This window comes from Streptococcus sciuri, assembly GCF_024814375.1.
GTDB lineage: Bacteria > Bacillota > Bacilli > Lactobacillales > Streptococcaceae > Streptococcus > Streptococcus sciuri.
The window spans coordinates 371,074-397,291 of record NZ_JANUXX010000001.1 but is presented as its reverse complement, the minus strand read 5'-3'; the positions used below and the strand labels follow the sequence as shown (position 1 = coordinate 397,291).

Below are 26,218 nucleotides of genomic sequence, written 5' to 3'. Positions count from 1 at the left end.
TTAGAAAGAGAAGATTATGATTATTTCGTCTGTATCACAGGGTTTGCTCTGGGGGGTGTTAGGGTTAGGGATTTATCTGACCTTTAGGATTTTAAATTTTCCAGATATGACTACAGAGGGTTCTTTCCCACTTGGAGGAGCGGTCACAGTGACACTTATCAACAGTAACATTAACCCTTTACTTGCAACTCTAGCAGGAATGTTTGCAGGAATGTTTGCAGGTTTTGTAACAGGACTTCTTTATACCAAAGGAAAGATTCCGACTTTATTAGCAGGTATCCTGGTGATGACCTCGTGTAACTCGGTCATGCTTATGGTTATGGGACGTGCGAATTTAGGATTATCTGATCGCAGGCTGCTACCAGATTATTTTCCTTTTAGAGATGATGTCAATTTGCTCGCTTTAGGACTGATTGCAGTTGTTTTCGTCATTAGTGGTGTGCTGTATTTTCTCTACACACGTTTGGGACAAGCCTATATTGCCACAGGAGACAACCCAGAGATGGCAAAAAGCTTCGGCATCAATACTGATCGTATGGAGGTTATGGGACTTATTGTCTCTAATGGTTTAATTGCTTTATCGGGTGCTCTTGTCAGTCAGCAAGATGGCTATGCAGATGTTTCCAAAGGAATAGGTGTTATTGTCATCGGACTTGCTAGTATTATTATCGGTGAGGTGCTTTACTCGTTCAATTTGACGCTGCTTGAGCGTTTGATTGCTATTGTGATTGGTTCTATTTTGTATCAATTTTTAATTACAGCTGTCATCGCATTAGGCTTTAACACGAATTATCTCAAATTGTTCAGTGCTATTGTACTTGCCATTTGTCTTATGGTGCCGGTACTTAAACAGAAAATTTTTAAGGGGATGAGGTTGTCTAGATGAAAGCAATTGTTGAACTAAAAGATGCAACAGTTCAAGTCAATAATGGTTTTGATGAAGTTAAAACGATTCTCGATCACATCAATTTAACGATTTATGAGCATGATTTCATCACTATTTTAGGGGGAAATGGTGCTGGCAAATCAACTTTGTTTAATGTTATTGCAGGCACACTTGAGCTAACGAGTGGTAGTATTGCTATTCTTGGCAAAGATGTAACACAGTTACCTGCGCAAAAGCGAGCGAACTACCTTTCTCGTGTTTTTCAAGACCCTAAAATGGGAACTGCCCCACGCATGACTGTTGCTGAAAATCTACTTATTGCTAAATTTCGTGGGCAAAAACGTAGGTTTGTCCCACGACGAATCCATCACTATCAAGAAGATTTTGAGCAGTTAGTACAAAAAACAGGAAATGGACTTGAAAAGCATTTGGCGACACCAACAGGGCTTTTATCGGGTGGTCAGCGTCAAGCGCTCAGTCTTTTGATGGCGACTTTGCAACGTCCAGAACTTTTACTACTTGATGAGCATACAGCAGCGCTTGACCCAAAGACTAGCGTATCATTGATGAACTTGACCGATGAGTTTGTGTCTGGAGATAAGCTTACTGCTCTTATGATTACTCATCATATGGAGGATGCCTTAAAATATGGCAATCGTGTGCTAGTTATGAAAGATGGAAGTATCATCTCTGACTTAAATCAAGAGCAAAAAAGACAGCTGACCATTACAGACTACTATCAGTTGTTTGACTAACATGTAAAAAAGACTAGCGGAGACTAGTCTTTTTCTCTTGTATAGTCATTAAGAGAAAGTTTTGCTAAATTATGATATAATGAAAAGGCTATAAATCGACTTGTTAAGAACAAGGACCGTATGTAAATGAAAATATGAAGGAGTTAAAATAAAATGGAAGATATCAAAATCATGGCATTGGGAGGTGTCCGTGAAAATGGTAAAAATTTGTATATCGTAGAAGTCAATGATTCTATCTTTGTACTTGATGCTGGACTGAAATATCCAGAAAATGAACAACTTGGTGTGGATGTAGTTATCCCAAACTTAGAGTATCTGATTGAAAATAAAAAGCGTGTGCAGGGTATCTTTTTGACCCATGGGCATGCGGATGCTATTGGGGCTTTGCCTTACATCATCTCAGAAGTGCGTGCACCTGTTTTTGGTTCCCCTTTAACCATAGAATTAGCAAAGCTTTTTGTCAAAAATAATAGTTCCATTAAAAAATTTAATAATTTTCACGTGATTGATAGTGAAATGGAAATTGAGTTTCAAGATGCTGTCATTTCTTTCTTTAAGACCACACATTCTATCCCAGAAAGTATGGGAATCGTAGTGAGTACAAAAGACGGCAATATCGTTTACACGGGTGATTTCAAATTTGACCAAGCGGCTAGAAAATATTATCAAACAGACCTTGGTCGTCTAGCTGAAATTGGTCGTCAGGGTGTCTTGGCGCTTCTTTCAGATTCCGCAAATGCTACCAGTACAGAGCAAACTGCTAGTGAATTTGAAGTGGGAGATGAGATTGATAATGTTATTAGCAGCGCTGAAGGGCGTGTTATTGTAGCAGCGGTAGCGAGCAATTTAGTACGTATCCAACAAGTATTTGATGCTGCTGCTGAATGTGGTCGTAAGGTCGTTTTGACAGGATTCGATATTGAAAATATTGTTCGCACAGCGATTCGCATGAAAAAAATACGCCTTGAGGATAGTCAATTGCTCATCAAACCAAAAGATATGAATCAATTTGCTGATAATGAGATTGTTATTCTCGAGACAGGTCGTATGGGTGAACCTATTTTAGGGCTTCAAAAGATGGCGATTGGACGTCACCGTTATGTTGAGATTAAGGAAAGCGATTTAGTCTTTATTGTGACAACACCAAGTATTGCACAAGAAGCACTTGTCGCACGTACGGAAAACTTGATTTATAAAGCAGGCGGTACGGTAAAGGTTATTACGCAAGACTTACGTGTATCCGGTCATGCTAACGGACGTGATCTCCAACTCATGCTTAATCTTTTAAAACCACAATATCTCTTTCCTGTCCAAGGAGAGTATCGTGATTTGGCTGCTCATGCTGGTTTGGCTCAAGAAGTGGGAATGTTTCCGGAAAATATCTACATTATCAAATGTGGAGATATTATGGTACTTCACGAAAATGGTTTTATTCATGAGGGTGCAGTTGCTGCGAGTGATGTGATGATTGATGGAAATGCTATTGGTGATGTTGGCAATATTGTTCTTCGTGATCGTAAAGTACTCTCAGAGGATGGTATCTTTATCGTTGCAATTACGGTCAATAAAAAAGAAAAGAAAATTATCTCAAAAGCCAAAGTCCATACACGTGGTTTTATCTACGTTAAAAAAAGTCGTGATATTTTGCGCGAGGGAGCCGAGGTGGTCAATGCTAGTGTTGAAAACTATTTGGCACAAGACAGTTTTGATTGGGGTGAACTCAAGAGTGTTGTGCGTGATGATATCAGCAAGTTTTTATTTGAACAAACCAAGCGTCGTCCCGCTGTTCTCCCTGTTGTGATGGAAGTCCGCTAATACGTTTATAAGGAGATTTGCTATGGCGTTTTTAAGAATAGAATACCATTCAAAAGCACTTGCGATGGAACGTTGGGTCAATGTGATTTATCCAGATGGTTTTGAGATTGACGAATTAGAAATCGATGATAAAGATATCCCTGTATTGTACCTTTTACATGGAATGGGAGGTAATGAAAATTCATGGCAAAAAAGAACTGATATTGAGCGTCTTTTGCGTCGTACTAATCTCATTGTGGTGATGCCATCAACAGATTTGGCTTGGTACACAAATACCCAGTATCAGATGGCTTATTTTGATGCTATTGCGTTTGAGCTACCACAAGTCTTACATCGCTTTTTCCCAAATATGACGACAAAACGTGAAAAAACGTTTATTGCAGGACTTTCTATGGGAGGATATGGTGCCTATAAAATTGCGATGAAAACCAATCATTTCTCATATGCTGCTTCCTTTTCTGGAGCATTAGGATTTTCTTACGATATGCTAGATTTAGCACAAAAACTCGATGATATGACGCCATCTTACTGGAAGGGTATCTTTGGTGCATTAACACCTGAAAATTTTGAGCAACATAGCTTATCTGCTCTTGCTCAGGCATCTGATAAGAAAACGAAGTATTATGCTTGGTGTGGTTATGAGGACTTTCTTTTTGACCTTAATGAAAGAGCTGTTAAGGGTCTTAGGGACTTAGGACTGGATATTGATTATCACAAAGATCACGGAAAACATGAGTGGTACTATTGGAACAAGCAACTGGAAAAACTGTTTGAGTGGTTGCCGATTGATTACAAAAAAGAAGAACGTCTCTCTTAAGTAGGCAGAAATGTTTCCCTTCTACCTTGTTGCAATAAAAGCCAATATTTATAAGTAGATTGTGAGATGGTATATGACATTTATTTTAAAAATATTGTTTGCCTTTCCAAGAGTTGTAGGAGGTCTTGTTTGGCATCTGTTTTGGAGAATTATTAAGCTAGCTCTAGTGTTTGCTATAATTCTTTTTGTAATCAATTTTTATGCTGAACATAGTAACTCTACTCTTGCCCAAGTTATCTTTCACATCAAAGAGATGGTATCCAATTTTTTAGTTTGATGTTAGTATATGAGGTAAGCCAAACATTCTCTTACAATTGTATGATTTATGAGATACATCCCAAAGTGATGCTGTATAGCACGTGATACATGTTGATATAAAAACTTATCAGAGCAGGTTTTGCCTGCTTTTTTGAGTTATAAATACTAGTTTGAAAATGCTGTCATAAAGACTAAAAAATGGTATAATAAAACCATAAGATACTTTGTAAATAGTTAAAAGCGTAATCAATGATTAGAGTATAGGAGTAACTATGGAAGAATTCAAAAAAATAGCTGGTGTCACAGCAGCGCAGTATGTCAAAGATGGTATGACGGTAGGTCTGGGAACAGGTTCGACCGCTTATTATTTTGTCGAGGAAATTGGACGTCGCATCCAAGAAGAAGGACTCAAAATTGTTGGTGTTACTACTTCTAATCGTACGACTGCCCAAGCAGAGAGTTTGAAGATTCCTTTGAAATCAATAGATGAGATTGACAGTATTGATGTGACAGTTGATGGAGCAGATGAAGTTGATTCAGATTTTAATGGTATCAAAGGTGGAGGCGGTGCCCTTCTTATGGAAAAAATCGTTGCTACACCAACAAAAGAATACATTTGGGTAGTTGATGAGACTAAGATTGTCAAACACCTTGGTGCCTTTAAACTACCTGTTGAGGTGGTTCGGTATGGTGCAGAGCGTCTTTTTCGTGTCTTTGCTCAAAAGGGATACAAACCAACCTTTCGTGAGCAAGATGATAAACGCTTTGTAACTGATATGGGCAATTTTATCATTGACCTCGACTTAGGAGAAATAGATGATCCTGTAGCCTTTGCCAACATGCTGGACACAACAGTTGGTGTTGTTGAACACGGCTTATTTAACGGTATGGTCAATAAGGTGGTTGTCGCTGGAAAATCAGGTGTCACAGTGCTAGAAAGCATAGAACAAGGAGGTAAGCATGTCAATATTTGAACGTATTCATCTTATTGTATTAGATTCTGTTGGAATTGGAGCTAGCCCTGATGCTAATAATTTTGCTAACGCTGGTGTTCCAGATGGTGCATCAGACACTTTAGGGCATATCTCAAAAACAGTCGGGTTAGATGTGCCACATATGGCAAAAATCGGTCTGGGTAATATTCCGCGCCCTCAAGTCTTGAAAACAGTGCCACAAATGTCTCAGCCAACTGGTTATACGACTAAATTAGAAGAAGTATCACTTGGCAAAGATACCATGACAGGTCACTGGGAAATCATGGGACTGAACATTACGGAACCATTTGATACATTTTGGAACGGTTTTCCAGAAGAAATCATCACCAAAATTGAAGCATTTTCTGGGCGCAAGGTTATCCGTGAAGCTAATAAACCTTATTCAGGAACAGCAGTTATTGAAGACTTCGGTTCACGTCAGATGAAAACTGGAGAATTGATTATCTACACATCAGCAGATCCAGTGTTACAAATCGCAGCTCACGAAGACATTATCCCACTTGAGGAGCTTTATCGTATCTGTGAATACGCTCGTTCTATTACGCTTGAGCGCCCATCTCTTTTAGGACGTATCATTGCTCGTCCTTATGTAGGAGAGCCTAGTCATTTCACACGAACAGCTAATCGTCGTGACTATGCAGTGTCGCCATTTGCACCAACTGTGCTTGATAAACTCAATGAAGCAGGTGTTGACACCTATGCCATTGGAAAAATCAATGATATCTTTAATGGCGTTGGTATCAATCACGACATGGGACATAATAAATCAAATATGCATGGTGTTGATACTCTGATTAAAACCTTGAAACTTATAGAGTTTAAGCGTGGTTTTTCTTTTACCAACTTAGTAGATTTCGATGCTCTTTATGGACATCGCCGCAATCCACAAGGTTATCGTGATTGCTTGCAGGAGTTTGATAAGCGCTTACCAGAAATTATCGATAATCTAGGAGATAAGGATTTGCTCTTAATCACAGCCGATCACGGCAATGATCCAACTTATGCTGGTACTGATCATACACGTGAATATGTGCCTTTGCTTGCTTATAGCAAAGCCTTTAGAGGCAGTGGTGTGCTACCAGTCGGACATTATGCCGATATTTCAGCAACTATTGCCGAAAACTTTGAAGTTGATAAGGCAATGATTGGAGAATCTTTCTTGGATAAATTAAAATAAGGGAGAGTTGAACAGTGCTGTTTAGGTTATGTTCTAAGATAGGTGGAGAACAGAAAAACAACAAATAGAAAAAATAAGCGACAAGTCATTGCTTACTTGGATCTTAGCATGAACGGCTATATTGTAACTCTCGATGACTGTGTAGATTGGTTAGAACTAATCACAGGGGGAGGCAATGGCTATGGTGATTTTTATGCTAGTATTGATACTGCTTATGGGATGGAAAAACTACGATTGAATTAACCGAAAAATAACCTAGCTTTACTAGGATAAGATAAACCATGTATTTACAAAAAATAGTTTTCGAATCTCTTATGCCAATATTATTAAGGAAAATCAAGAATATTTTGTGAGAGACTTAAAAGTACAGTCAGGTGGTGATATTTGGTGTGTGGATGCGATTATATAGTATCCAGCCTATTAAAATGGCTTGGTGGATTAACTTCATTTACCCCTTGTACTGATTATTTTAAGCAAAGGTGGTTCTCTTTATCAAAATATACAAGAAAAATAGACGCTACAATGACTTGACAATCGTTGTCATGGACAGTTTGTTGAGATAGTTTATCAAGTCAAAAAATGAGGAAAACAATGACATTATTAGAAAAAATCAATGAAACTTGTGCTTTTTTGGCACAAAAAGGTATAAAAAATCCTGAATTTGGACTTATTTTAGGGTCAGGATTAGGGGAGCTTGCTAAAGAGGTAGAAAATAGTATTGTATTAGATTATGCGGATATCCCTAATTGGGGACGCTCTACTGTTATTGGACATGCTGGAAAGCTTGTTTACGGTGAGCTTTCTGGACGTAAAGTGCTAGCGCTTCAAGGACGTTTTCATTTTTACGAAGGCAATCCTCTCGAAGTTGTCACATTTCCTGTACGCATTATGAAATCTTTGGGTTGCGAAGGTATTGTTGTGACGAATGCAGCAGGAGGGATTGGATATGGTCCAGGGACTCTCATGGTCATTTCAGATCACATCAATATGACGGGGCAAAATCCTCTGATTGGGGAAAATGTAGATGACTTTGGTCCACGTTTTCCAGATATGTCTAACGCTTATACAGCTGACTACAGAGAGACAGCTCTTACTGTGGCTGAAAAAATAGGTATTACACTGGATGAAGGTGTTTATCTAGGTGTGACAGGACCATGTTATGAAACACCTGCAGAAATCCGTGCTTTTCAGACACTAGGAGCAGATGCAGTTGGTATGTCGACTGTGCCAGAGGTAATCGTGGCGGCTCATTCAGGACTTAAAGTGTTGGGGATTTCTGCAATTACAAACCATGCAGCGGGTTTCCAAAGTGAACTTAATCACAATGAAGTTGTAGCGACAACAGAGCGTATCAAAGAAAACTTTAAGATGCTTATCAAAGCTATATTGTCTGAATTATAAGAGAATCGGTGTCATTATTCATTTTATTATCCATAAGAATTGAAGTAGCAGATGCTTACAGGGGTTGGATAAAGGTATCTCAAGCGCTTGTGTAAACAAAAAAAGAACAGCTTTATGATGATTATGGGTAGGTAAACAATCTGTTAAAGCAGTTCTTAGAGGAGTTGATGGCAAGTGACGAAATGGTCATATAATTTACGTTTATGCTTAGCTATTTTATTCACCAGCTTTTTTACAGGTCTGGGTGGTATTCTCATGCATGAACTTTTCAATTTTGTAGAGTGGCTAGCGTATGGGAAAACAATGGAAAACTTCCTAGTATGGGTATCATACGTTACTCCTACTAGACGATTATTAGCTATTGTTGTAATGGGGATATTTTCTGCTATTTTTTGGTATTATCTACAACGTAAACATGCTTTAGTCTCCACCAAAGAACAGTCCACAAGTGAGAAAGAAAGGAAATTGCAACCTTATTTTTGGCAACATATTCTGCACACTTTTGTTCAAATTGCTTTTGTTGGGGCAGGAGGTCCTGTTGGAAAAGAGGGAGCACCACGTGAGTTTGGAGCATTGAGTGCAGGACGTATTGGACATCGTTTTGATTTGACCTTACAAGACAAACATTTACTTATTGTGTGTGGTGCTTCAGCAGGTTTAGCTGCTGTTTATCAAGTTCCCTTGTCCAGTTTTTTCTTTGCTTTTGAGACTTTTGCTTTGACTTTATCACTACGAAGTGGAGTGATTGTCCTTTTTACGACTTATGCGGCAGCGATTTTAGCTAACCCTATTGTTACCAGTCATGCTATGTATGACATTCCTAAGGTTACTTTTACCGTCAATGATTTTCCAGCACTTATCTTTCTCGCCTTGTTGATTGCTCCATTGGGAGGATGGTTTCGTTTTCTTACTCAAAAAGCAAATCGTTATCGCAAAAAAGATAAAACGATTTTGTATTTTTTACCTCTAGCATCTCTAATAACTGGATTATTTGCACTTGTTTTTCCTTCTATTCTTGGCAATGGTAGTGCTTTGATACAAGAAGCTTTTAGCGGTCTTAGCTTTTCAAGAGCTGCTATATTATTTGTCATCAAAGCAAGTGTTATTCTTCTTTGCTTTTTAGCAGGAGCTTATGGAGGGACATTGACCTCCTCTTTTGCTTTAGGTAGTTTGTCAGGACTATTGTTATTTGATTTGTCACACACTTTATTAGGTATTACGCACCCTGAATTTTTGATGTTAGCAGGTGCCGCCAGTTTTCTTGCAGTGACGATGAAAGCTCCTCTTACTGCAGCAGGCTTAGCAATTGCTTTTACGAAACAAAATCCAGCCTTACTCATTCCGATTTTATTCTGTGTTTTTTTGACCACTACATTACATCAATTTTTAAGTAAACAAAACTAAGGAGTTTTATCTATGTCTATTCATATCGAAGCTAAAGTAGGTGAGATTGCTGATAAGATTTTATTACCAGGCGATCCTTTACGCGCCAAGTTTATCGCAGAAAATTTCCTAGAGGATGCTGTTTGTTTTAATAAGGTTCGTGGTATGTTTGGTTTTACAGGTACATACAAAGGACATCTTATTAGTGTCATGGGTACTGGGATGGGAATGCCTTCTATTTCCATTTATGCGACAGAATTGATTACCTTTTATGGTGTTAAAAAGCTTATCCGTATAGGAACAGCTGGTTCTCTAAATAAAGAGGTACATGTACGTGATTTAGTCCTTGCACAAGCTGCAGCAACAACGTCTAATATGATCAAAAATGAGTGGTCTTTGTATGATTTCCCTCAAATAGCTGACTTTGAATTACTCGATAAAGCTTATCATATTGTAAAGGATCTTGGTATGACAGTTCATATGGGAAGTGTTTTGTCGGTAGATGCCTTTTATTCAGACTTTTCTGCCACTAATATCAAGCTCGGTGAAATGGGAGTAAAAGCTGTTGAAATGGAGACAGCAGCTCTATACTACCTTGCAGCCAGATACAAGGTACAGGCTTTAGGTATCATGACTATTTCAGATAGTTTGGTCAATCCAGATGAGGACACAACTGCACAGGAACGTCAAACGACTTTCACGGATATGATGACAGTTGGTTTGGAAACTTTGATTGCGGATTAGATGAGAGGGTATAAAAAAGACCACCCTATCCTTTTGAACGGTATCTCAAAAATGAGACAGAAAATCTAACGATTGAGGTGTTTTTTATGAGATTAACCGATGACGATAAATTAATGTTTTACAATTTGAGAAAACAAGGAATGTCATAGCTTAAACTTATGGATCAGTATGGAATTGAAGTTGTTAAAAAAATAAATATTATCCATGAGAATTAAAACAAGAAATGTTGGATAAAGTTTTGATGAATGGTCAATCATAAAATCAGAACTCCCAGATTATACGTTACCAAATTGTGACATGCTCCCCAATTGGATAGCACAATGCAAGAAAAATGGGTGTTTAAGAGAGGAAAATGCTTTTTTGCAGTATTGCTGCTAATCGCTTCATATCTAACTTTTTGAGCTTAAAGAAGTTTTGCAGATATATTTGCAACCTAATCTGTTTCGTACAACTATCTCCAAAAAGTTAAAAGTAGATTTGACTGAGAGACGAAGTCAAAGTTCGCAAACAACAGTGACAATTAGAGAAAGCGTCAAAGGAGGATTCAGACTAGTTTCCTTATAGGCTTTAGCTTGACGCTCAAAAGATAAGAACTATGGGCTTAAGAATCAGATTCAACAAAGTGCAAAGCTTTATGAAACTTATGAATCTGATTGTACACCTTCAATGTGAACATCAGTGCTCATCATACAAGGGGAGACTAGCAAGAAAGCTGATAATTTTATCTAACGTCAATTTAAAGCTTCAAAACCATACGAAAAATGTTATGTAATTACCATTCCAGTTAGTTCACAAAATCTCTATTTATCACTAGTTTTATCATGATTTTCTTAATCAAAAAGGATTCGTCCCATGTGTCCCGTAAAAGCAGAAGCCTAGACAATGGCATGATAGCGTCCTTCTTTGCTATCTTCAATCATCAATATTTTATAGTTTTGAGAAAATTTTAAGTTATTTGATGTTCTTAAATAAGTTATTATGATTGTTACAATAACAGGTGTAAAGTCAGACTAAAAGGACTTAGCCCTACATAATACAGAACGAAATCCTATCAGTAATTACTTGTCCAACCTTTTAAGAGCGCACACTTTAAGGAAGAATGCTTTTTGTTTAATTCTTTACATATCTCTCAAAAAATCTGTTATAATCTCAATCGGAGGAGAAATAGTATGTCTACATTCACACGATTAGATACTAAAATTTTAGTTTCTGTGCTGATAGCAGTGTTAGTTTCTTGGTTGATTCCAAGCATATCTGTCTTACCTGCAGTTTTTGCTGCGCTTTTGTGTGTGCAAGATGAGCAAAAAGGAACTTATAAGGCGGGATTAAATCGGCTACTGGCTACTGTTATTGGTGGCGTGTTTGGTGTCCTCATTACTATACTCGTTAATATCTGGTCTTCAAAAATCTTCATTTTTATAGCGCTAGCCTTTGCAGTTAGTCTCACTCTTTGGGTTAGTAAAGTCGCTAAACTTCCCCCTTTTATCGCTCGTATTTCCGTTTTAACTTTCTTTTTGGTTGTTTTTATTGGTCAAGGACAGAGCATGCATTATATCCTTGAGAGGTTAGTTGCTACCTTGTTTGGAGCTTTCATTGCTTGGGGTGTTTCAGCTAGCCTAAGTAAGTGGTAATCTGTCTTTGTTTTGATATATCAAGTGAGATATAGAAAAAAGTGCAATTTCGGTCAGGAATGCACTTTTTTAATCATTTAAGGGAACTTCTTCAAGAAGATAATCAATAAATTTTTCTCCCATCTTAGAGAGGTTAGCTTTTTCGTGACGGATGTAAACAATATCAATCATATCCTCAACATCTAGTGGGATAGAGACGATATTGTCGCCATTTAGTTTGCTATTTAGGATACCTGTTGCAATAGTATAGCCATCTAAACCAATAAGTAGGTTGAAAAGTGTCGCACGGTCGCTCACAACGATAGATTTTTTATGAGGAATTTGTGACATGATTTCTTCAGAAAAGTAAAAAGAATTGTGAATACCTTGATCATAACTCAGATAAGGGAAATCTTCCAAATCTTCTAGGCGGATGAGTTCTTTCTTAGCGAGGGGATTGTCTTTACTGACAAAGATATGAGGATGTGCCTTGAAAAGGCTGGTATAAGTCAAGTGATTATCGTCAAACATCTTAGTCAATACGTCACGGTTGTAACTGTTGAGAAAGAGTACACCGATTTCAGAACGAAAATTTTTCACATCGTCAACGATTTCCCAAGTGCGTGTCTCACGCAAAAAAAGTTCATACAGAGTCATGTCTGCCTCGCCTAAAAGCGAAACAAAGGCATTCACCACAAAAGCGTAGTGTTGAGATGAGACGCTAAATAGCTCGCGGTGTGTTGTTTTAGATTTGTAACGTTCTTCAAGAAGGGCGGTTTGCTCAACGACTTGTCTAGCATAGGATAAAAACTCTACGCCATCCTTAGTGAGAGTGATTCCTTTTGGATTTCGGTTAAAAATATCAATACCCATCTCACGTTCCAAATCGCGTACGGCATTTGAAAGACTTGGTTGTGTGATGAAAAGTTGTTTGGCAGCTTCGTTCATACTACCAGTTTCGACAATTTTAATAATGTAGTGTAACTGTTGAATTCGCATGCTTTTAGTTTAGCTTAAAAAAGCTTTATTTTCAAGCATATAGTCATATTTTAACTGGTGATTTTTAATTGAAAAAAGGATAGATTGTCATTTTATGGTTGAACGGAGAATTTTTTTAATATATTTTGATTTACTGCGTTTTAATTATGGTATACTAGTAGACATGGGGCTAGTAATCTGTCTCAACAAAAAGATATAGTTAGTATGAGCCGCTTATTGAAATAGGATACTAATCGTATATTGTGAAATCACTTAGTATGATTGTAAAGTTTTTTGACTTAGGTAGAAAAAATACTTGATAAGGAGAAAAAAGATGTTATACTCATCAGCACAGCACAGCACAAGTTGATTATGTAATTGACTGTGTTTTTTGTCGAACCTTAAAGAAGACTTTTTCACAAAACTGTGAGGAGGTCTTTTATTATGCATAAAAATAATATTTTTCCACCAGAATTAGTGAATACTATTTGCTTGGGGGATTCAATTGAAATATTAAAACAACTACCTGAATCCTCCGTTGACCTTATATTTGCAGATCCTCCCTACAATATGCAGTTAGAAGGGAAATTGAAACGTACGGATGGCAGTATCTTTCAAGGAGTAGATACTGTTCAATGGGATAAATTTTCAACTTTAGAATCCTATAAACGATTCACAAGAGCTTGGTTGATAGAGGCTCAAAGGGTTTTAAAAAAGGATAAATCTTCTTTATGGGTTATTGGTTCTTTTCAAAATATCTACATTGTTGGAGATATTTTACAAGAACTAGGTTTTTGGATTATTAATGATATTGTTTGGTCAAAAACAAATCCAACTCCCAATTTTTTAGGGACAAAATTTACCAATAAACAAGAGACTTTAATTTGGGCAACACCTACTAAAAACACTAAGTATCACTTTAACTATAAAACAATGAAAGTTTTAAATGGTGGGAAACAGATGACTAGTGTTTGGGAGATTCCAGTAGCGTCAGGAAATGAACGTATAAAAACGGACGATGGAGAAAAGCTACATCCGACCCAAAAGCCAGAAAAGTTACTATACAATATCATTATTTCATCTAGTAAGCAGAAAGATTTAATTCTAGATCCATTTATGGGTTCTGGCACTACAGGTGCATTAGCTAAACGATTGGGTAGAAATTTTTTTAGCATTGAACGAGATGAGAAATACCGAGAATATGCCATAAATAGAATAGAGAATGAAGAAACGATATCGGACGATTTTACCAATGCTAAATTTGATATAAAAGCTCCTAGAGTAAGGTTTTGTGAACTCGTTAATTTGGGATATATTTCTAGAGATGAAAAAATTTTCTTTAAAAAAACGAATCATTATGCTTATGTATCAACAGAGAAGGAACTTTTTTATAATGGGAACCATTATGGTATATCAAAGTTAGGTGGTGTTCTAAGTGGTAAAGGGTCAAATGTTAACGGATGGGACGTTTGGTTTGTGGAACGTGACGAAAAGCGTATTTCTTTATCAATGATTAGAAGTGAATATAGAAGAAAGGAACTTGGTTTTGATGATAAATGAAGAATTAAAATCAATAATGGATGAATATATACCATCTAATTTTATAAAATCTACAATAGAGAAACTAGCTGATAGCCCTGAGCGGCTAACAGGTGTTTTACACGCTAATACTTTTGAATTAGGTAGTATAACATCATTTGGTTATTCTAGGAACAATTCTTTTGGTAATGCTATTGAAAGTGTTTTCAGAGAAATTATTGCATCTAATGGATGGACTATTGAAAAGACTAGTTACAATTTAGATGATTATCATTTAAAAACGCCAAGAATGAATAAAAAGAAAAAGATATCGGTTGACCAAGTATTCTCAAATAACATAAATGTTATTTTCATTGAACAAAAAATAAGAGATGACCATGATACTTCAAAATGGGAAGGGCAATGGAATAATTTTGAATATAAGTTAAAAGTTTTAACAGAAGTATATAAGGAGAAAGAAGTTATCGGTATTATGTGGATGATTGATGATAATTTTGAAAGAAATAAAAATAGTTATTTAGATAAAATTGAAAGAATAGATTCTCTCTTTCAAAATAAAGTGTTTTTAATCTATGGAGATGATATTGATAATACATTAAATAAATTGGATGGTCAGCAAAATCTTTATTATCAACCTTTATATCATTTTTTGAATAATTGGCATAACGAAAGTGTAAAAGTACCGGATTTGAATTTTGATAAATATACATATGATTGCTTAAAAGTTTTTCAGGGGTTAAATGAAAAACAAGCTGTTAATTTTTTTACAAATAAAGAAGTCATAGAAGAAGTTTTCCCTATTATCTTCCCCCATATGCAAGCTATAAAAACCTATCTTTTTATGTTACAAAACAAGGACAAAAAAAGTAAAAAAGAAGAAGTGATACTACCAATTCTTGAAAAATTAAATAATCAATTTGATGTTGTTTCAATGTGTAAATAATCATTTTATAGCAAATTTCTTTGTTGAAATATTGATAAGCATGCGGATTTGTTTGCTTTTTTAGAGCGATTGTGTTATATTTGAGGTGTTATATAGTCTTGATAGAAGTAGCAGGTAGGGTTCAGTGTCCAATGAACAACAAGATAAGCATCAGTTGAAAATTCAAAAATTATTAGTCAGTATCCATTTTGTGACACTCTTTCGTGATGAGCTGAGATGGCTGGATAAGTCAAGTTCATTGCAGGGGACAGGATATTCTACAGCACAAGTTAAAAATGATACAAAGGATATTTTGCAGGCTATTGATGCTATGGAAAAGCAAACACGCTTGATTCAATCTATTTTTTGGTATGATGAATCCTCTTTTAAGCTTATGGATAGAACTTTGGAAGTTGTTGAGACTTGGCTTGCTGGAATTGAAAATATCTTTGAAATCTGTCAGAGTAAGGAAGTTTTTCAAGCCATTATTAAGGACAAGGGGCATGTCGGCTTTGCTGTTTTATCAGACGTTTACACGTCTCTTATTACTATCTATCGTTCTTTAAGTGGGTTTGATGATGAGATGCAAGCACAGGTTGCTTCCATTGTCGCAAAGACTTTAGTCACTGAAAATGGCACAGATGTCAGTTTTGATAATTAACGTTCTTGATAATGATTGTTAGAAATGCTAGAATGGAGAACGTGCAACCCTTTAACATAGTCCAGAGAGGCTAAGAAGGGGTACGAATAAAAAGTTTGGAAGTATTCTTTCCTACTATTTTTGTGTACCTCGCCTCTTTGGAGCGAGTTTTTTTGCTAAGGAGGCAAGTACATGCTACTAAAGGAAAATATGATAATTGTCTCACAACGTGAGATAGCACCGCGTATTTATGAGATGGTTCTGACAGGTGATTTGGTCGATAGTATGACAATCGGGCAGTTTTTGCATATTCGTGTGCCAGATGCCACTAAGCTTTTGCGTAGACCTATTTCGATTTCACAAGTGGATAAGACAAAGAAAGAAGTGACGCTTGTTTATCGGATTGAAGGTGCAGGTACAGAGCTATTTAGCAAACTTTGTGCAGGTGATATTTTAGATTGTATGGGACCACAGGGCAATGGTTTTCATATTGATTTTTTAGAAGAAAAAGAGGCTGCTTTAATTGTTGGAGGTGGAATTGGTGTCCCTCCTCTTGTCGAGCTTGCAAAGCAATTGCATGAACGTGGTGTTTGTGTGACAGCGGTCTTAGGATTTGCAACTGCAGATGCGGTTATTTTGGAAAATGAATTGGCATGCTATGCTGATGTTATTGTGACCACAGATGATGGCTCCTACGGTATTAAAGGCTATGTCTCAACAGTGATTGACGAGATGACACAGACGTTTGATGCGGTTTATGCTTGTGGAGCGCTAGGGATGCTAGCCTATGTTGATCGTAAATTTGAAAAGCATCCTCATGCGTATATTTCTCTAGAGTCACGTATGGCATGTGGTATGGGGGCTTGCTATGCTTGTGTAGTACACCTTAGAGAACAATCAAATGTTGCGAATAAACGTGTTTGTGAGGAAGGTCCTGTATTTGAGACAGGCAGCATTATCTTAGAGTAAGGAGTTGTTATGTCTGATAATCGTTTAGCGGTCAATCTTCCAGGATTGGCTTTGAAAAATCCTGTCATACCTGCCTCTGGCTGCTTTGGCTTTGGGCAAGAATACGCCAAATATTATGACCTCAATCAGCTAGGCTCTATCATGATAAAGGCAACCACACGTGAGGCTCGCTTTGGCAATCCGACACCACGTGTCGCAGAGACGCCATCAGGCATGCTCAATGCTATTGGTCTGCAAAATCCGGGAATTGATGTCGTTCTGGCTAAAAAGCTAACTTGGTTAGAGCGCCATTTTCCAGAACTCCCTATCATTGCTAATGTAGCAGGTTTTTCCGTTGAAGAATATGCCTATGTTTCGCAAAAAATCTCAACGGCAAACAACATAAAAGCAATTGAACTCAATATTTCCTGTCCCAATGTTGACCACGGTAATCACGGTCTTTTGATTGGTCAGGTACCAGAGCTGGCTTATGAGGTAGTCAAGGCGAGTGTCGAGCATTCAACTGTACCAGTCTATGTTAAATTGACTCCAAGTGTGGCTGATATCACAACGGTTGCTAAGGCAGTTGAAGATGCAGGTGCCGCTGGTCTGACCATGATAAATACTCTTGTCGGCATGCGTTTTAACTTAAAAAATAGACGTCCCATTATTGCAAATGGAACTGGCGGGATGTCAGGCCCAGCTATATTTCCAGTAGCGCTTAAACTCATTCGTCAGGTGGCTATGTCAACACAATTGCCTATTATCGGTATGGGAGGTGTGGATAGCGCTGAGGCTGCAATTGAGATGATGATTGCAGGTGCATCGGCTATTGGCGTTGGGACGGCTAATTTTACAGATCCTTATGCTTGTCCTCGCATTATTGCAGATTTACCAGCAGTCATGGAGAAATATGGAATTGAAAGTCTTGAGACCTTACGAGATGAAGTGAGACAAAGTTTGACAAATCATTGACAAAACGTCTTCTAAAACGGTATAATAAACGTTATAATAAATAACCTTTAAAGATAGTCCAGAGAGGCTGATAAGGTGTCTGCGAGAAAGTAACAGGGGTATGGTTTACCCATTTTTGTGTCACCTTGCCTCTTTGGGGTGGGGTTTTTGTGTATGGAGGAAAAAATGATTGAAGAACGTCCGATTATAGCTCTTGATTTTCCCTCTTCTTCTGAGGTTAAGACTTTCTTGGCACGATTTCCAAAAGAAGAAAAGCTTTATGTCAAGATTGGTATGGAGCTCTACTATGCTTGTGGCAGTGAGATTGTTTCTTATGTTAAAGAACTAGGGCATAGTGTCTTTTTGGACTTGAAATTGCATGATATTCCAAATACAGTCAAATCTGCTATGAAAGTGCTTGCGCAATTGGGGGTTGATATGACCAATGTCCATGCCGCAGGAGGGGTAGAAATGATGAAGGCTGCTCGACAAGGATTTGGTCAAAACGGTAAGTTAATAGCGGTTACCCAATTGACTTCAACTAGTGAAAATCAGATGCACAGTGATCAAAATATCCAAACAAGTCTTGCTGAATCAGTCATTCACTATGCACAAAAGACTGCAGAAGCTGGACTTGATGGCGTCGTTTGTTCCGCTTGTGAGGTTGAGGTGATTAAGAGGGCAACGTCTTCTGCTTTTATCTGCTTGACACCTGGTATTCGTCCTAAGGGTAGCCAAACAGGTGATCAAAAGCGAGTGGTGACACCGGCTCAAGCAAGGGTTATTGGAAGTGATTATATTGTTGTTGGGCGTCCTATAACACAAGCTACAGATCCAGTTGCAGCCTACAAGGCAGTTTATAAGGAATGGAATCAGGAATAAAGTAAATGGGAAAAGTAATATTCAAAGATATTTTCGGTGATGGTTTTCGCTATTGCTATGATGATGGTAAACAGGAACATTTCGTCTCTTCTTTATTTGGTGACAGTTATAGGGGAGATAAAGGGTCACGCATAGAGCCTGCTTTTTTAGGCGGTTATAAAGTAACACGTTACGATGGGCATATGGAAACTGCTCGTATCTAAAGATATCAAAGGAGAAAAAACATGACATTAGCTAAAGACATTGCACGTGATTTATTGGACATCAAGGCTGTTTATCTCAAACCAAATGAACCGTTTACTTGGGCAAGTGGGATTAAATCTCCAATTTACACAGATAATCGCATCACCCTCTCTTATCCAGAGACACGTACCTTGATTGAGGACGGTTTTGTAGAGACAATCAAAAAAGCTTTTCCTGACGTTGAGGTTATCGCAGGGACTGCGACTGCAGGTATCCCACACGGAGCGATTATTGCTGATAAGATGCGGTTGCCATTTGCCTATATCCGTAGCAAACCAAAAGATCACGGTGCTGGTAATCAAATTGAAGGTCGTGTGGTCAAAGGTCAAAAAATGGTCATCATTGAGGATTTGATTTCGACAGGAGGATCTGTACTGGAAGCGGTGTCAGCAGCTAAGCGCGAGGGAGCAGATGTTCTCGGCGTGGCAGCTATCTTTACCTATGAGCTGCTAAAAGCAAGTCAAAACTTTACTGCAGCTGGTGTGAAATTAGTCACTTTGTCTAATTATAGTGAGTTAATCAAAGTTGCTAAAGTGCAAGGATACATTGATGCAGATGGTCTGACTTTACTGAAAAGATTTAAGGATAATCAAGAAACTTGGCAAGACTAAAATGATTCATCGAAATGCTTTGTTTGTTGTGATTTGCTATTTAAAAGTTAAACAATCCCTGACAAGAGGAGAAATCTATGGAGCATTCGAGCTGGCATGCTTTGATTAAGCAAGAAGTACCAGAACGTTACTTTGCTAAAATTAACCAATTTATGGATTATGAGTACGCTCATGGTGTGATTTATCCGCCACGAGAGAAAGTTTTTAATGCGATACAGATGACTCCTCTAGAGGAGGTCAGAGTGGTTATTTTAGGTCAAGATCCCTATCACGGTCCTAATCAGGCACAGGGATTGTCCTTTTCTGTCCCAGAGAATATTCCTGCACCACCGTCTCTTCAAAATATTCTTAAAGAATTATCAGATGATTTAGGACAACGTGACCATCATGATTTGACACCATGGGCACAGCAAGGGGTGTTGCTTCTAAACGCCTGCTTGACAGTGCCTGCTGGGAGAGCAAACGGACATGCTGGGCTCATTTGGGAACCTTTCACAGATGCTATCATTAAAGTAGTCAATCAAAAGGAAACGCCTGTTGTCTTTATTCTTTGGGGTGGATATGCTCGTAAGAAAAAGGCGTTGATTACTAATCCAATTCATCATGTCATTGAAAGTGCACACCCAAGTCCACTTTCAGCATATCGTGGTTTCTTTGGTAGCCACCCTTTTTCACGAGCAAATGCTTATTTAACTCAAGACGGGCTTGAAGCAATCGATTGGTTAAAATAATGGGAAAAACAGATGATTTATTTTTTAGCAAGTAATCCCATCATTTATGAAAAAAGACGTCTTAATCCCGCAAATGCTTTTGTTAATCTTTTGAAAGAACATCTACCTAGCAAGTTTAGCGCTCTTTTTGTATGTTCGGATCCGAACGATAACACGTTTACAGATCAATATGCTGCTGATGTAAAAACGGCTTTTGAAGCCGAAGGCATGACATTTGAAAAATATGCGGTGCTGGATAATCGAACGGCAAATCAGGCTTTTAGCTTGGTAGCTGAGGCGGACTTGCTTTTCTTAGCGGGTGGGCATGTGCCTACGCAGAATGCTTTTCTGAATTCAGTTAGTATGCGTGAACTGCTGCAAAGCAGCAATAAACTTGTCATCGGCTCAAGTGCAGGTTCTATGAATGCGGCGGAGCTTGTTTATGCACAACCAGAAGAAGCAGGCGAAGCGATTTCAAAAGATTATCAGCGTTTTTTAGCTGGTCTTGGAATTACCCAAGTCCAGTTAATTCCACACTATCAAGAAACAAAGCATCACATACTTGATGGGCTTCGTGTTTTCGAAGATATTATCTATCCAGATAGTAATGGTCGCTGTTTTTACGCCATTTGTGACGGTAGTTTTCTGTATGGGAATGGAACTGTTGAAATGATTTACGGTGAAGCTTACCGTATCCAAAATGGCGCATTGTCGCAGATAAATGCTGAAAATGAAACTTATCAATTTAGAAAGTGAGTTTAGTATGTTATTAATTAAAAATGGTCGTGTTGTTGATCCCAAATCTGGCTTTGATCAGGTTGCAGATGTTCTTGTTGACGGCAAAAAAATTATTAAAATTGCTGATTCGATTGAAGAAGCTAGCGCTGAAATCATTGATGCTACAGGGCTTATTGTAGCACCGGGTTTGGTGGACATTCACGTTCACTTTCGTGAACCTGGTCAAACTCATAAAGAAGATATTCATACAGGAGCATTGGCAGCAGCAGCAGGTGGTGTGACGTCTGTAGTCATGATGGCTAACACGACACCGACCATTTCAACGGTGGATACATTGAAAGAGGTTTTAGCTTCTGCTTACAAGGAAGCTATTCACATCTACAGTGTAGCGAGCATCACAGAAAGTTTTGATGGTCAGCATTTGACGGATTTTTCTGCTCTTTTAGAGGCAGGTGCAGCTGGTTTCTCAGATGACGGTATTCCTCTGACTTCTACTAAAACTTTGCGTAACGCTTTGAAATTAGCTAAAAAAAGTGATGCACTGATTTCTCTTCATGAGGAAGATCCAGAGCTGAATGGTGTTTTGGGACTTAATGAGGATATTGCACGTAAAGCATTTCATGTCTGTGGGGCGACTGGTGTGGCAGAATACAGCATGGTGGCGCGTGATGTGATGATTGCCTATGCAGAGGAAGCACGTCTTCACATTCAGCACTTGTCTAAGGCAGAGTCTGTCGCATTAGTTGAGTTTATCCAGGGACTGGGTGCCAAGGTTACAGCAGAAGTATCTCCTCAGCATTTTTCTAAGACGGAGAGTCTGCTCTTGTCTGCTGGTGCTAACGCTAAAATGAATCCACCACTTCGTCTTGAAAGCGACCGTTTAGCTGTTATTGAAGGACTAAAAAAAGGTGTTATTTCTGTCATTGCAACGGATCATGCCCCTCATCACGCAGATGAAAAAGCAGTCGACGATATTACTAAAGCGCCATCTGGCATGACAGGTCTTGAAACATCGCTATCGCTTGGACTCACTTACTTAGTTGCCGCAGGACACTTGAGTTTATTAGATTATTTAGCAAAAATGACAATTAATCCAGCTCAACTTTATGGCTTTGATGCAGGCTACTTAGCGGAAGGTGGCCCAGCAGATTTAGTTATCTTTGCAGATAAAGAGGAACGTATAGTAACGAGTCAATTTGCCTCAAAAGCAGCTAATTCGCCTTTTATTGGAGAAAGTCTCAAAGGAGTAGTGAAGTACACTGTGGCAGACGGTGTAGTTGTCTATCAGAATCATCATTAAGAGTATAGTCGTGAGGAACTCCTTACGATTTTTTGGGAACTATCGCTATTTGTTTAGAATTTTGATACAATAAACAACTAAGGAGTGAAAGAGATTCATCGGAATGGAGTGTCATGGAGCGTCATAAGCAAGATTATCAATTGTCATCAGAGTCAATCCTAAGACCTGTTTATCGAGGCGTTTTGGTTGGATTGCTTGTTGGGATCTTAGTCGGTGTATTTCGCCTACTGATTGAGAAGCTATTAACACAGGTGCGCACTCTTTATCAAGAATCGCATGATAAACCGTATATATTGATTGTGATTATTGCTTTTAGCCTTACCGTAGCGCTTATCGTAGCTTTTTTGATAAAGTCAGATCCAAATATTAAAGGTTCGGGAATTCCTCATGTGGAGGGAGAATTGAAAGGGCTTTTGCATCCTAATTGGTGCTCAGTTGCTTGGCGCAAATTTTTAGGTGGTGTTTTAGCTATTTCATCTGGCTTGATGTTAGGACGTGAGGGACCTAGTATCCAGTTAGGGGCTATGGCAGGTAAGGGTCTGTCAGAACTCATGAAAGCAGGACGAACAGAACAACGTATCCTGATAGCTAGTGGAGCTGCAGCAGGACTATCAGCTGCTTTTAATGCCCCCATAGCTGGTCTCCTTTTTGTCGTTGAGGAGGTTTACCACCACTTTTCACGGATGGTCTGGATAACAGCTCTCGTCGCTAGTCTTGTCGCAAATTTCATTTCTTTAAATATTTTTGGGTTAAATCCAGTGCTTGCTATGCCAAAAAAACTAGCATTTTTAGAGCTTCATCAATATTGGATTTATTTACTTTTAGGTCTTTTACTTGGTATATCGGGCTATATCTATGAAAAGGCTGTACTCAATATTGGGAGATGTTATACGATTTTAGGAAAGATATGTCATCTACCAGCGCCTTTCTATGTTGTGTTAGCTATGCTCTTTCTTTTTCCGATTGGGTATTTTTTTCCACAACTTTTAGGAGGTGGAAATAGCTTGATTGTATCATTACCTAGTAGCTCGGTAGGAATTTGGACAGCTTTTTTGTACCTTGTTATCCGTTTTGTCTGGAGCATGTTGAGCTATGGTAGTGGTGTTCCTGGTGGCATTTTTCTCCCTATCCTAACTCTTGGAGCGCTTTCAGGTATGGTATTTGGTTTGGGAATAGTCGAGTTAGGCATTATTAGCCGACAATTTTTGCCTTTATTTGTTACTCTTGGCATGGCGGGCTACTTTGGAGCGGTATCAAAAGCACCGCTAACTGCTATGATTTTGGTAACCGAGATGGTTGGTGATTTGAGACAACTTATGGCACTTGGTATCGTGACTTTGGTAGCTTATTTAGTTATGGATTTGCTAAAAGGAGAACCAATCTATGAAGCTATGTTGGATAAAATGTCTCCTAAGAAAGCTACATCAGTCGTAGAGCCAACTTTGATAGAGCTCACCGTCTCAGAGAAAATGGCAGGAAAACGTGTGAAAGACTTACTATTGCCAAAAAATGTTTTAATAACAACGCAGCTACATACAGGTGAGGCAGAAGTTGTCTCTGGAGATACGGTTTTACAAGTAGGAGACACCATTTTTCTTGTTGTAAATGAACCTGAAATTGGAGCTGTTCGAGCTTATTTTATGTCCTAAAAAAGTGAATGAGACGTCTCATTCACTTTTGTTATCTTCTTGGAAGGTGTCACTGTCGTCGTATTCTTTTTCTTCAATCACTTTATTTTGTATTTGATTGCTTTTTGTTTGTCTGTGTTTTTCGAGGAGACGTTTACCATTGTCTATCAAATGGAGAGCTTTGAAACTACGAAGAAAGAGCTTCCATAAAAAGACCAAAACAGATTCTAAAAAAAGTAGTACTTCGATAATAATAACACCTAGTAAACTCCATGCCATAAATAAAGTAATTAAAAACTGTGAAAAAATCTGTTTGGTGTTGCCTAGCTGATTGTTATGAATGGCGAGTGTCTCTAAAAACAAGTCTAAAATGCCTTGTAGGAGAGTAGATTTAACGGATTTTTCCCCATCTATCTCAAGTACTTTTTCTTCAACGAATGGTACGACCACTGTCATATCAGTGTCCTGATAAAGTTCTATACGATCGCCGGCTTTTATTTTGAAATCAAATAACTCCCTTTTTAGCTTAAGCAAATGTCCATCCGCATCACGCAGATAAACCTTATCCTTATCATGTTTTAAAACGTAATACATATGATGTCCTAACTTCCTAAAGTACCAAAAGCATACCAAAAATAAGGTATTTTGTCAATGTAGTTTTCCCTAATGACATGACTTCTTTAAATAATTGAATTTTTTTCAAAAAGTTATTGACAGTTTTCTTGTTTTCCTGTAAAATGATATTTGCTTTTGGGGTATAGCCAAGCGGTAAGGCAAGGGACTTTGACTCCCTCATGCGTTGGTTCGAATCCAGCTACCCCAGTGAACCTCATTGGTTTTATACATTGATTTTGGTCCGTTGGTCAAGGGGTTAAGACACCGCCTTTTCACGGCGGTAACACGGGTTCGAATCCCGTACGGACTATCTTGACCAGTTGCAGAGTGCAGCTGGTTTTTCATCGCTATCATGGTACAATAATAAAGACTAAGTTAAGTGGAGTAGACATGAATTATTTTAATGTTGGAAAAATTGTCAATACACAAGGTCTTCAAGGTGAGATGCGTGTGTTATCTGTGACGGATTTTACAGAAGAACGTTTTCAAAAAGGTTCAAAATTAGCGATTTTTGATGATAAAGACCGTTTTATTATTGAAGTTGAGATTGCTAGTCACCGTAAACAAAAGAATTTTGATATTGTTAAATTTAAAGGTATGTATCATATTAATGATATTGAAAAATACAAAGGTTGCACTTTAAAAGTTGCTGAGGAAAATTTATCTAATCTTGATGATGGTGAATTTTATTATCATGAAATCATTGGACTTGATGTTTATGAAAATGATGTTTTGATTGGTCAAGTCAAGGAAATTTTACAACCTGGCGCTAATGATGTCTGGGTAGTGAAACGTAAAGGAAAACGTGATTTATTGCTTCCATACATTCCACCAGTTGTGCTTAATGTGGATGTTGCTGGCAATCGTATTGATGTTGATGTTTTGGAAGGACTTGACGATGAGGATTGATATTCTAACACTCTTTCCAGAAATGTTTGCCCCACTTAAACATTCGATTGTTGGTAAAGCTACTGAAAAAGGTCTGTTGGAAATCAACTATCATAATTTCCGTGAGAATGCAGAAAAAGCTCGTCATGTCGACGATGAACCATACGGTGGCGGTCAAGGAATGCTTCTTAGAGCACAGCCGATTTTTGATACCATTGATAAGATTGACGCTAAAAAGCCGCGCATGATTCTTTTGGACCCAGCAGGGCGTAAATTTGATCAAAACTACGCCGAAGAGTTGGCACAAGAGGCTGAACTGATTTTCATTTGTGGGCATTATGAGGGCTATGATGAACGCATTAAAACCTTGATTACCGATGAGATTTCTTTGGGCGATTTTGTTTTGACTGGTGGAGAATTGGCTGCGATGACGATTGTTGATGCAACGGTTCGTTTGCTTCCTCATGTCCTAGGAAAAGAAGCTAGTCATCAAGATGATTCTTTTTCATCAGGGCTTTTGGAATTTCCACAATATACACGTCCGTATGATTTTCGTGGTATGAAAGTACCAGACGTGTTAATGAGCGGTCATCATGAGAATATCCGAAAATGGCGTATTGAGCAAAGTTTGCGTAAGACGTTAGAACGTCGTCCAGATTTATTGGAAAATTATGTTTTTAGCAAGGAAGAAGAAGCTATTTTTCGAAAGATTCTCGCAGAGAAAGACGCGAAAGCTAAAAATATGTGATATAATAGGAGACATGCGGACTGTATGTCTCTT

At 38.1% G+C, this 26,218-nt stretch carries 27 protein-coding genes, 2 tRNA genes and 1 pseudogene; 28 read left to right on the top strand and 2 right to left on the bottom strand.

Features of this window, described 5'->3' with window-relative positions; genetic code table 11:
• Positions 1–16: 16 nt before the first annotated feature.
• From NXS10_RS01920 to NXS10_RS01870, 12 genes and pseudogenes are all read left to right on the top strand, one after another.
• A complete protein-coding gene (locus tag NXS10_RS01920; protein WP_259137053.1) occupies positions 17–886 on the top strand; it encodes an ABC transporter permease in 870 nt (289 codons plus the stop codon).
• Positions 883–1,641, top strand: coding sequence for an ABC transporter ATP-binding protein (locus NXS10_RS01915; protein WP_259137051.1), 759 nt, complete (start codon positions 883–885; stop codon positions 1,639–1,641). Before NXS10_RS01920 ends, NXS10_RS01915 begins: the two co-directional genes overlap by 4 nt.
• A gap of 153 nt (positions 1,642–1,794) precedes the next feature.
• Positions 1,795–3,456, top strand: a complete 1,662-nt coding sequence (locus NXS10_RS01910) for a ribonuclease J (RefSeq protein ID WP_259137049.1) — start codon at positions 1,795–1,797, stop codon at positions 3,454–3,456.
• 22 nt (positions 3,457–3,478) lie between these two features.
• Positions 3,479–4,273, top strand: coding sequence for an alpha/beta hydrolase (locus tag NXS10_RS01905; protein ID WP_259137046.1), 795 nt, complete (start codon positions 3,479–3,481; stop codon positions 4,271–4,273).
• A 530-nt stretch (positions 4,274–4,803) separates the two neighbouring features.
• Positions 4,804–5,505 carry a ribose-5-phosphate isomerase RpiA gene (gene rpiA, locus NXS10_RS01900; RefSeq protein WP_259137044.1) on the top strand — a complete coding sequence of 234 codons (702 nt, stop codon included), beginning with the start codon at positions 4,804–4,806 and terminating at the stop codon, positions 5,503–5,505.
• Positions 5,492–6,703, top strand: coding sequence for a phosphopentomutase (locus tag NXS10_RS01895; protein ID WP_259137043.1), 1,212 nt, complete (start codon positions 5,492–5,494; stop codon positions 6,701–6,703). The genes rpiA and NXS10_RS01895 overlap by 14 nt, the downstream gene beginning before the upstream one ends.
• A 42-nt stretch (positions 6,704–6,745) precedes the next feature.
• On the top strand, positions 6,746–6,946 hold the full coding sequence (locus NXS10_RS01890; protein WP_259137041.1) for a hypothetical protein: 201 nt from the start codon (positions 6,746–6,748) through the stop codon (positions 6,944–6,946).
• 348 nt (positions 6,947–7,294) lie between these two features.
• Positions 7,295–8,104 (top strand): purine-nucleoside phosphorylase, encoded by an 810-nt coding sequence (locus tag NXS10_RS01885; RefSeq protein WP_259137039.1) that lies wholly within the window; start codon positions 7,295–7,297, stop codon positions 8,102–8,104.
• 174 nt (positions 8,105–8,278) lie between these two features.
• Positions 8,279–9,508 carry a chloride channel protein gene (locus tag NXS10_RS01880; protein ID WP_259137036.1) on the top strand — a complete coding sequence of 410 codons (1,230 nt, stop codon included), beginning with the start codon at positions 8,279–8,281 and terminating at the stop codon, positions 9,506–9,508.
• Positions 9,509–9,520: 12 nt separating this feature from the next.
• Positions 9,521–10,231 carry a purine-nucleoside phosphorylase gene (gene deoD, locus NXS10_RS01875; RefSeq protein WP_259137034.1) on the top strand — a complete coding sequence of 237 codons (711 nt, stop codon included), beginning with the start codon at positions 9,521–9,523 and terminating at the stop codon, positions 10,229–10,231.
• Between the two features lie 187 nt (positions 10,232–10,418).
• Positions 10,419–10,567, top strand: a pseudogene (locus tag NXS10_RS08685) (IS3-like element ISLgar1 family transposase); the annotation flags it as partial.
• A gap of 833 nt (positions 10,568–11,400) precedes the next feature.
• On the top strand, positions 11,401–11,862 hold the full coding sequence (locus NXS10_RS01870) for an aromatic acid exporter family protein (RefSeq protein ID WP_259137032.1): 462 nt from the start codon (positions 11,401–11,403) through the stop codon (positions 11,860–11,862).
• A gap of 69 nt (positions 11,863–11,931) precedes the next feature.
• Here NXS10_RS01870 and NXS10_RS01865 read toward each other — a convergent pair whose 3' ends face one another.
• Positions 11,932–12,840 carry a LysR family transcriptional regulator gene (locus NXS10_RS01865; protein ID WP_259137031.1) on the bottom strand — a complete coding sequence of 303 codons (909 nt, stop codon included), beginning with the start codon at positions 12,838–12,840 and terminating at the stop codon, positions 11,932–11,934.
• 423 nt (positions 12,841–13,263) lie between these two features.
• Between NXS10_RS01865 and NXS10_RS01860 the strand changes: the two genes are divergently transcribed.
• From NXS10_RS01860 to NXS10_RS01805, 12 genes are all read left to right on the top strand, one after another.
• A complete protein-coding gene (locus NXS10_RS01860; RefSeq protein ID WP_259137028.1) occupies positions 13,264–14,379 on the top strand; it encodes a DNA-methyltransferase in 1,116 nt (371 codons plus the stop codon).
• Positions 14,369–15,301 carry a TdeIII family type II restriction endonuclease gene (locus tag NXS10_RS01855; RefSeq protein WP_259137026.1) on the top strand — a complete coding sequence of 311 codons (933 nt, stop codon included), beginning with the start codon at positions 14,369–14,371 and terminating at the stop codon, positions 15,299–15,301. The genes NXS10_RS01860 and NXS10_RS01855 overlap by 11 nt, the downstream gene beginning before the upstream one ends.
• Positions 15,302–15,425: 124 nt before the next feature.
• Positions 15,426–15,941, top strand: coding sequence for a hypothetical protein (locus tag NXS10_RS01850; protein ID WP_259137024.1), 516 nt, complete (start codon positions 15,426–15,428; stop codon positions 15,939–15,941).
• 171 nt (positions 15,942–16,112) lie between these two features.
• Positions 16,113–16,889 (top strand): dihydroorotate dehydrogenase electron transfer subunit, encoded by a 777-nt coding sequence (locus NXS10_RS01845; protein ID WP_259137021.1) that lies wholly within the window; start codon positions 16,113–16,115, stop codon positions 16,887–16,889.
• Positions 16,890–16,898: 9 nt separating this feature from the next.
• The gene (locus NXS10_RS01840) at positions 16,899–17,843 is read left to right on the top strand and encodes a dihydroorotate dehydrogenase (protein WP_259137019.1); all 945 of its coding nucleotides are present in this window, start codon (positions 16,899–16,901) and stop codon (positions 17,841–17,843) included.
• Between the two features lie 165 nt (positions 17,844–18,008).
• Positions 18,009–18,704 (top strand): orotidine-5'-phosphate decarboxylase, encoded by a 696-nt coding sequence (gene pyrF, locus NXS10_RS01835; protein WP_259137017.1) that lies wholly within the window; start codon positions 18,009–18,011, stop codon positions 18,702–18,704.
• Between the two features lie 5 nt (positions 18,705–18,709).
• Positions 18,710–18,907 (top strand): hypothetical protein, encoded by a 198-nt coding sequence (locus NXS10_RS01830; RefSeq protein WP_259137015.1) that lies wholly within the window; start codon positions 18,710–18,712, stop codon positions 18,905–18,907.
• A 21-nt stretch (positions 18,908–18,928) separates the two neighbouring features.
• On the top strand, positions 18,929–19,558 hold the full coding sequence (gene pyrE, locus NXS10_RS01825; protein ID WP_259137013.1) for an orotate phosphoribosyltransferase: 630 nt from the start codon (positions 18,929–18,931) through the stop codon (positions 19,556–19,558).
• A 77-nt stretch (positions 19,559–19,635) separates the two neighbouring features.
• On the top strand, positions 19,636–20,289 hold the full coding sequence (locus NXS10_RS01820; RefSeq protein WP_259137010.1) for a uracil-DNA glycosylase: 654 nt from the start codon (positions 19,636–19,638) through the stop codon (positions 20,287–20,289).
• A gap of 12 nt (positions 20,290–20,301) precedes the next feature.
• Positions 20,302–21,024 carry a Type 1 glutamine amidotransferase-like domain-containing protein gene (locus tag NXS10_RS01815; protein ID WP_259137008.1) on the top strand — a complete coding sequence of 241 codons (723 nt, stop codon included), beginning with the start codon at positions 20,302–20,304 and terminating at the stop codon, positions 21,022–21,024.
• A 7-nt stretch (positions 21,025–21,031) separates the two neighbouring features.
• Positions 21,032–22,306, top strand: coding sequence for a dihydroorotase (locus NXS10_RS01810; protein WP_259137007.1), 1,275 nt, complete (start codon positions 21,032–21,034; stop codon positions 22,304–22,306).
• Between the two features lie 113 nt (positions 22,307–22,419).
• Positions 22,420–23,955, top strand: a complete 1,536-nt coding sequence (locus NXS10_RS01805; RefSeq protein ID WP_259137005.1) for a ClC family H(+)/Cl(-) exchange transporter — start codon at positions 22,420–22,422, stop codon at positions 23,953–23,955.
• Between the two features lie 18 nt (positions 23,956–23,973).
• Here the strand turns inward: NXS10_RS01805 and NXS10_RS01800 are convergent, their stop codons facing one another.
• Positions 23,974–24,528, bottom strand: a complete 555-nt coding sequence (locus NXS10_RS01800) for a hypothetical protein (protein WP_259137003.1) — start codon at positions 24,526–24,528, stop codon at positions 23,974–23,976.
• A gap of 157 nt (positions 24,529–24,685) precedes the next feature.
• On the opposite strand from NXS10_RS01800, the gene NXS10_RS01795 reads away from it, so the two are divergent.
• The 4 genes from NXS10_RS01795 to trmD all read left to right on the top strand — a co-directional run bounded on the left by NXS10_RS01795 (position 24,686) and on the right by trmD (position 26,185).
• Positions 24,686–24,757: transfer RNA gene (locus NXS10_RS01795), tRNA-Gln, on the top strand.
• A 30-nt stretch (positions 24,758–24,787) separates the two neighbouring features.
• Positions 24,788–24,859, top strand: a tRNA-Glu gene (locus NXS10_RS01790).
• A gap of 80 nt (positions 24,860–24,939) precedes the next feature.
• Positions 24,940–25,458 (top strand): ribosome maturation factor RimM, encoded by a 519-nt coding sequence (rimM, locus tag NXS10_RS01785; protein ID WP_259137001.1) that lies wholly within the window; start codon positions 24,940–24,942, stop codon positions 25,456–25,458.
• The gene (gene trmD / locus NXS10_RS01780) at positions 25,448–26,185 is read left to right on the top strand and encodes a tRNA (guanosine(37)-N1)-methyltransferase TrmD (protein WP_259136999.1); all 738 of its coding nucleotides are present in this window, start codon (positions 25,448–25,450) and stop codon (positions 26,183–26,185) included. Before rimM ends, trmD begins: the two co-directional genes overlap by 11 nt.
• The last annotated feature ends 33 nt before the right edge of the window (positions 26,186–26,218 follow it).

Excerpts from the sequence above, each read along its gene's own strand:
- NXS10_RS01920 (WP_259137053.1), top strand. The coding sequence starts at position 17 with ATGATTATTTCGTCTGTATCACAGGGTTTGCTCTGGGGGGTGTTAGGG.
- NXS10_RS01915 (WP_259137051.1), top strand. The coding sequence starts at position 883 with ATGAAAGCAATTGTTGAACTAAAAGATGCAACAGTTCAAGTCAATAAT.
- NXS10_RS01910 (WP_259137049.1), top strand. The coding sequence starts at position 1,795 with ATGGAAGATATCAAAATCATGGCATTGGGAGGTGTCCGTGAAAATGGT.
- NXS10_RS01905 (WP_259137046.1), top strand. The coding sequence starts at position 3,479 with ATGGCGTTTTTAAGAATAGAATACCATTCAAAAGCACTTGCGATGGAA.
- rpiA (WP_259137044.1), top strand. The coding sequence starts at position 4,804 with ATGGAAGAATTCAAAAAAATAGCTGGTGTCACAGCAGCGCAGTATGTC.
- NXS10_RS01895 (WP_259137043.1), top strand. The coding sequence starts at position 5,492 with ATGTCAATATTTGAACGTATTCATCTTATTGTATTAGATTCTGTTGGA.
- NXS10_RS01885 (WP_259137039.1), top strand. The coding sequence starts at position 7,295 with ATGACATTATTAGAAAAAATCAATGAAACTTGTGCTTTTTTGGCACAA.
- deoD (WP_259137034.1), top strand. The coding sequence starts at position 9,521 with ATGTCTATTCATATCGAAGCTAAAGTAGGTGAGATTGCTGATAAGATT.
- NXS10_RS01870 (WP_259137032.1), top strand. The coding sequence starts at position 11,401 with ATGTCTACATTCACACGATTAGATACTAAAATTTTAGTTTCTGTGCTG.
- NXS10_RS01865 (WP_259137031.1), bottom strand. The coding sequence starts at position 12,840 with ATGCGAATTCAACAGTTACACTACATTATTAAAATTGTCGAAACTGGT.
- NXS10_RS01860 (WP_259137028.1), top strand. The coding sequence starts at position 13,264 with ATGCATAAAAATAATATTTTTCCACCAGAATTAGTGAATACTATTTGC.
- NXS10_RS01855 (WP_259137026.1), top strand. The coding sequence starts at position 14,369 with ATGATAAATGAAGAATTAAAATCAATAATGGATGAATATATACCATCT.
- NXS10_RS01845 (WP_259137021.1), top strand. The coding sequence starts at position 16,113 with ATGCTACTAAAGGAAAATATGATAATTGTCTCACAACGTGAGATAGCA.
- NXS10_RS01840 (WP_259137019.1), top strand. The coding sequence starts at position 16,899 with ATGTCTGATAATCGTTTAGCGGTCAATCTTCCAGGATTGGCTTTGAAA.
- pyrF (WP_259137017.1), top strand. The coding sequence starts at position 18,009 with ATGATTGAAGAACGTCCGATTATAGCTCTTGATTTTCCCTCTTCTTCT.
- NXS10_RS01830 (WP_259137015.1), top strand. The coding sequence starts at position 18,710 with ATGGGAAAAGTAATATTCAAAGATATTTTCGGTGATGGTTTTCGCTAT.
- pyrE (WP_259137013.1), top strand. The coding sequence starts at position 18,929 with ATGACATTAGCTAAAGACATTGCACGTGATTTATTGGACATCAAGGCT.
- NXS10_RS01820 (WP_259137010.1), top strand. The coding sequence starts at position 19,636 with ATGGAGCATTCGAGCTGGCATGCTTTGATTAAGCAAGAAGTACCAGAA.
- NXS10_RS01815 (WP_259137008.1), top strand. The coding sequence starts at position 20,302 with ATGATTTATTTTTTAGCAAGTAATCCCATCATTTATGAAAAAAGACGT.
- NXS10_RS01810 (WP_259137007.1), top strand. The coding sequence starts at position 21,032 with ATGTTATTAATTAAAAATGGTCGTGTTGTTGATCCCAAATCTGGCTTT.
- NXS10_RS01805 (WP_259137005.1), top strand. The coding sequence starts at position 22,420 with ATGGAGCGTCATAAGCAAGATTATCAATTGTCATCAGAGTCAATCCTA.
- NXS10_RS01800 (WP_259137003.1), bottom strand. The coding sequence starts at position 24,528 with ATGTATTACGTTTTAAAACATGATAAGGATAAGGTTTATCTGCGTGAT.
- rimM (WP_259137001.1), top strand. The coding sequence starts at position 24,940 with ATGAATTATTTTAATGTTGGAAAAATTGTCAATACACAAGGTCTTCAA.
- trmD (WP_259136999.1), top strand. The coding sequence starts at position 25,448 with ATGAGGATTGATATTCTAACACTCTTTCCAGAAATGTTTGCCCCACTT.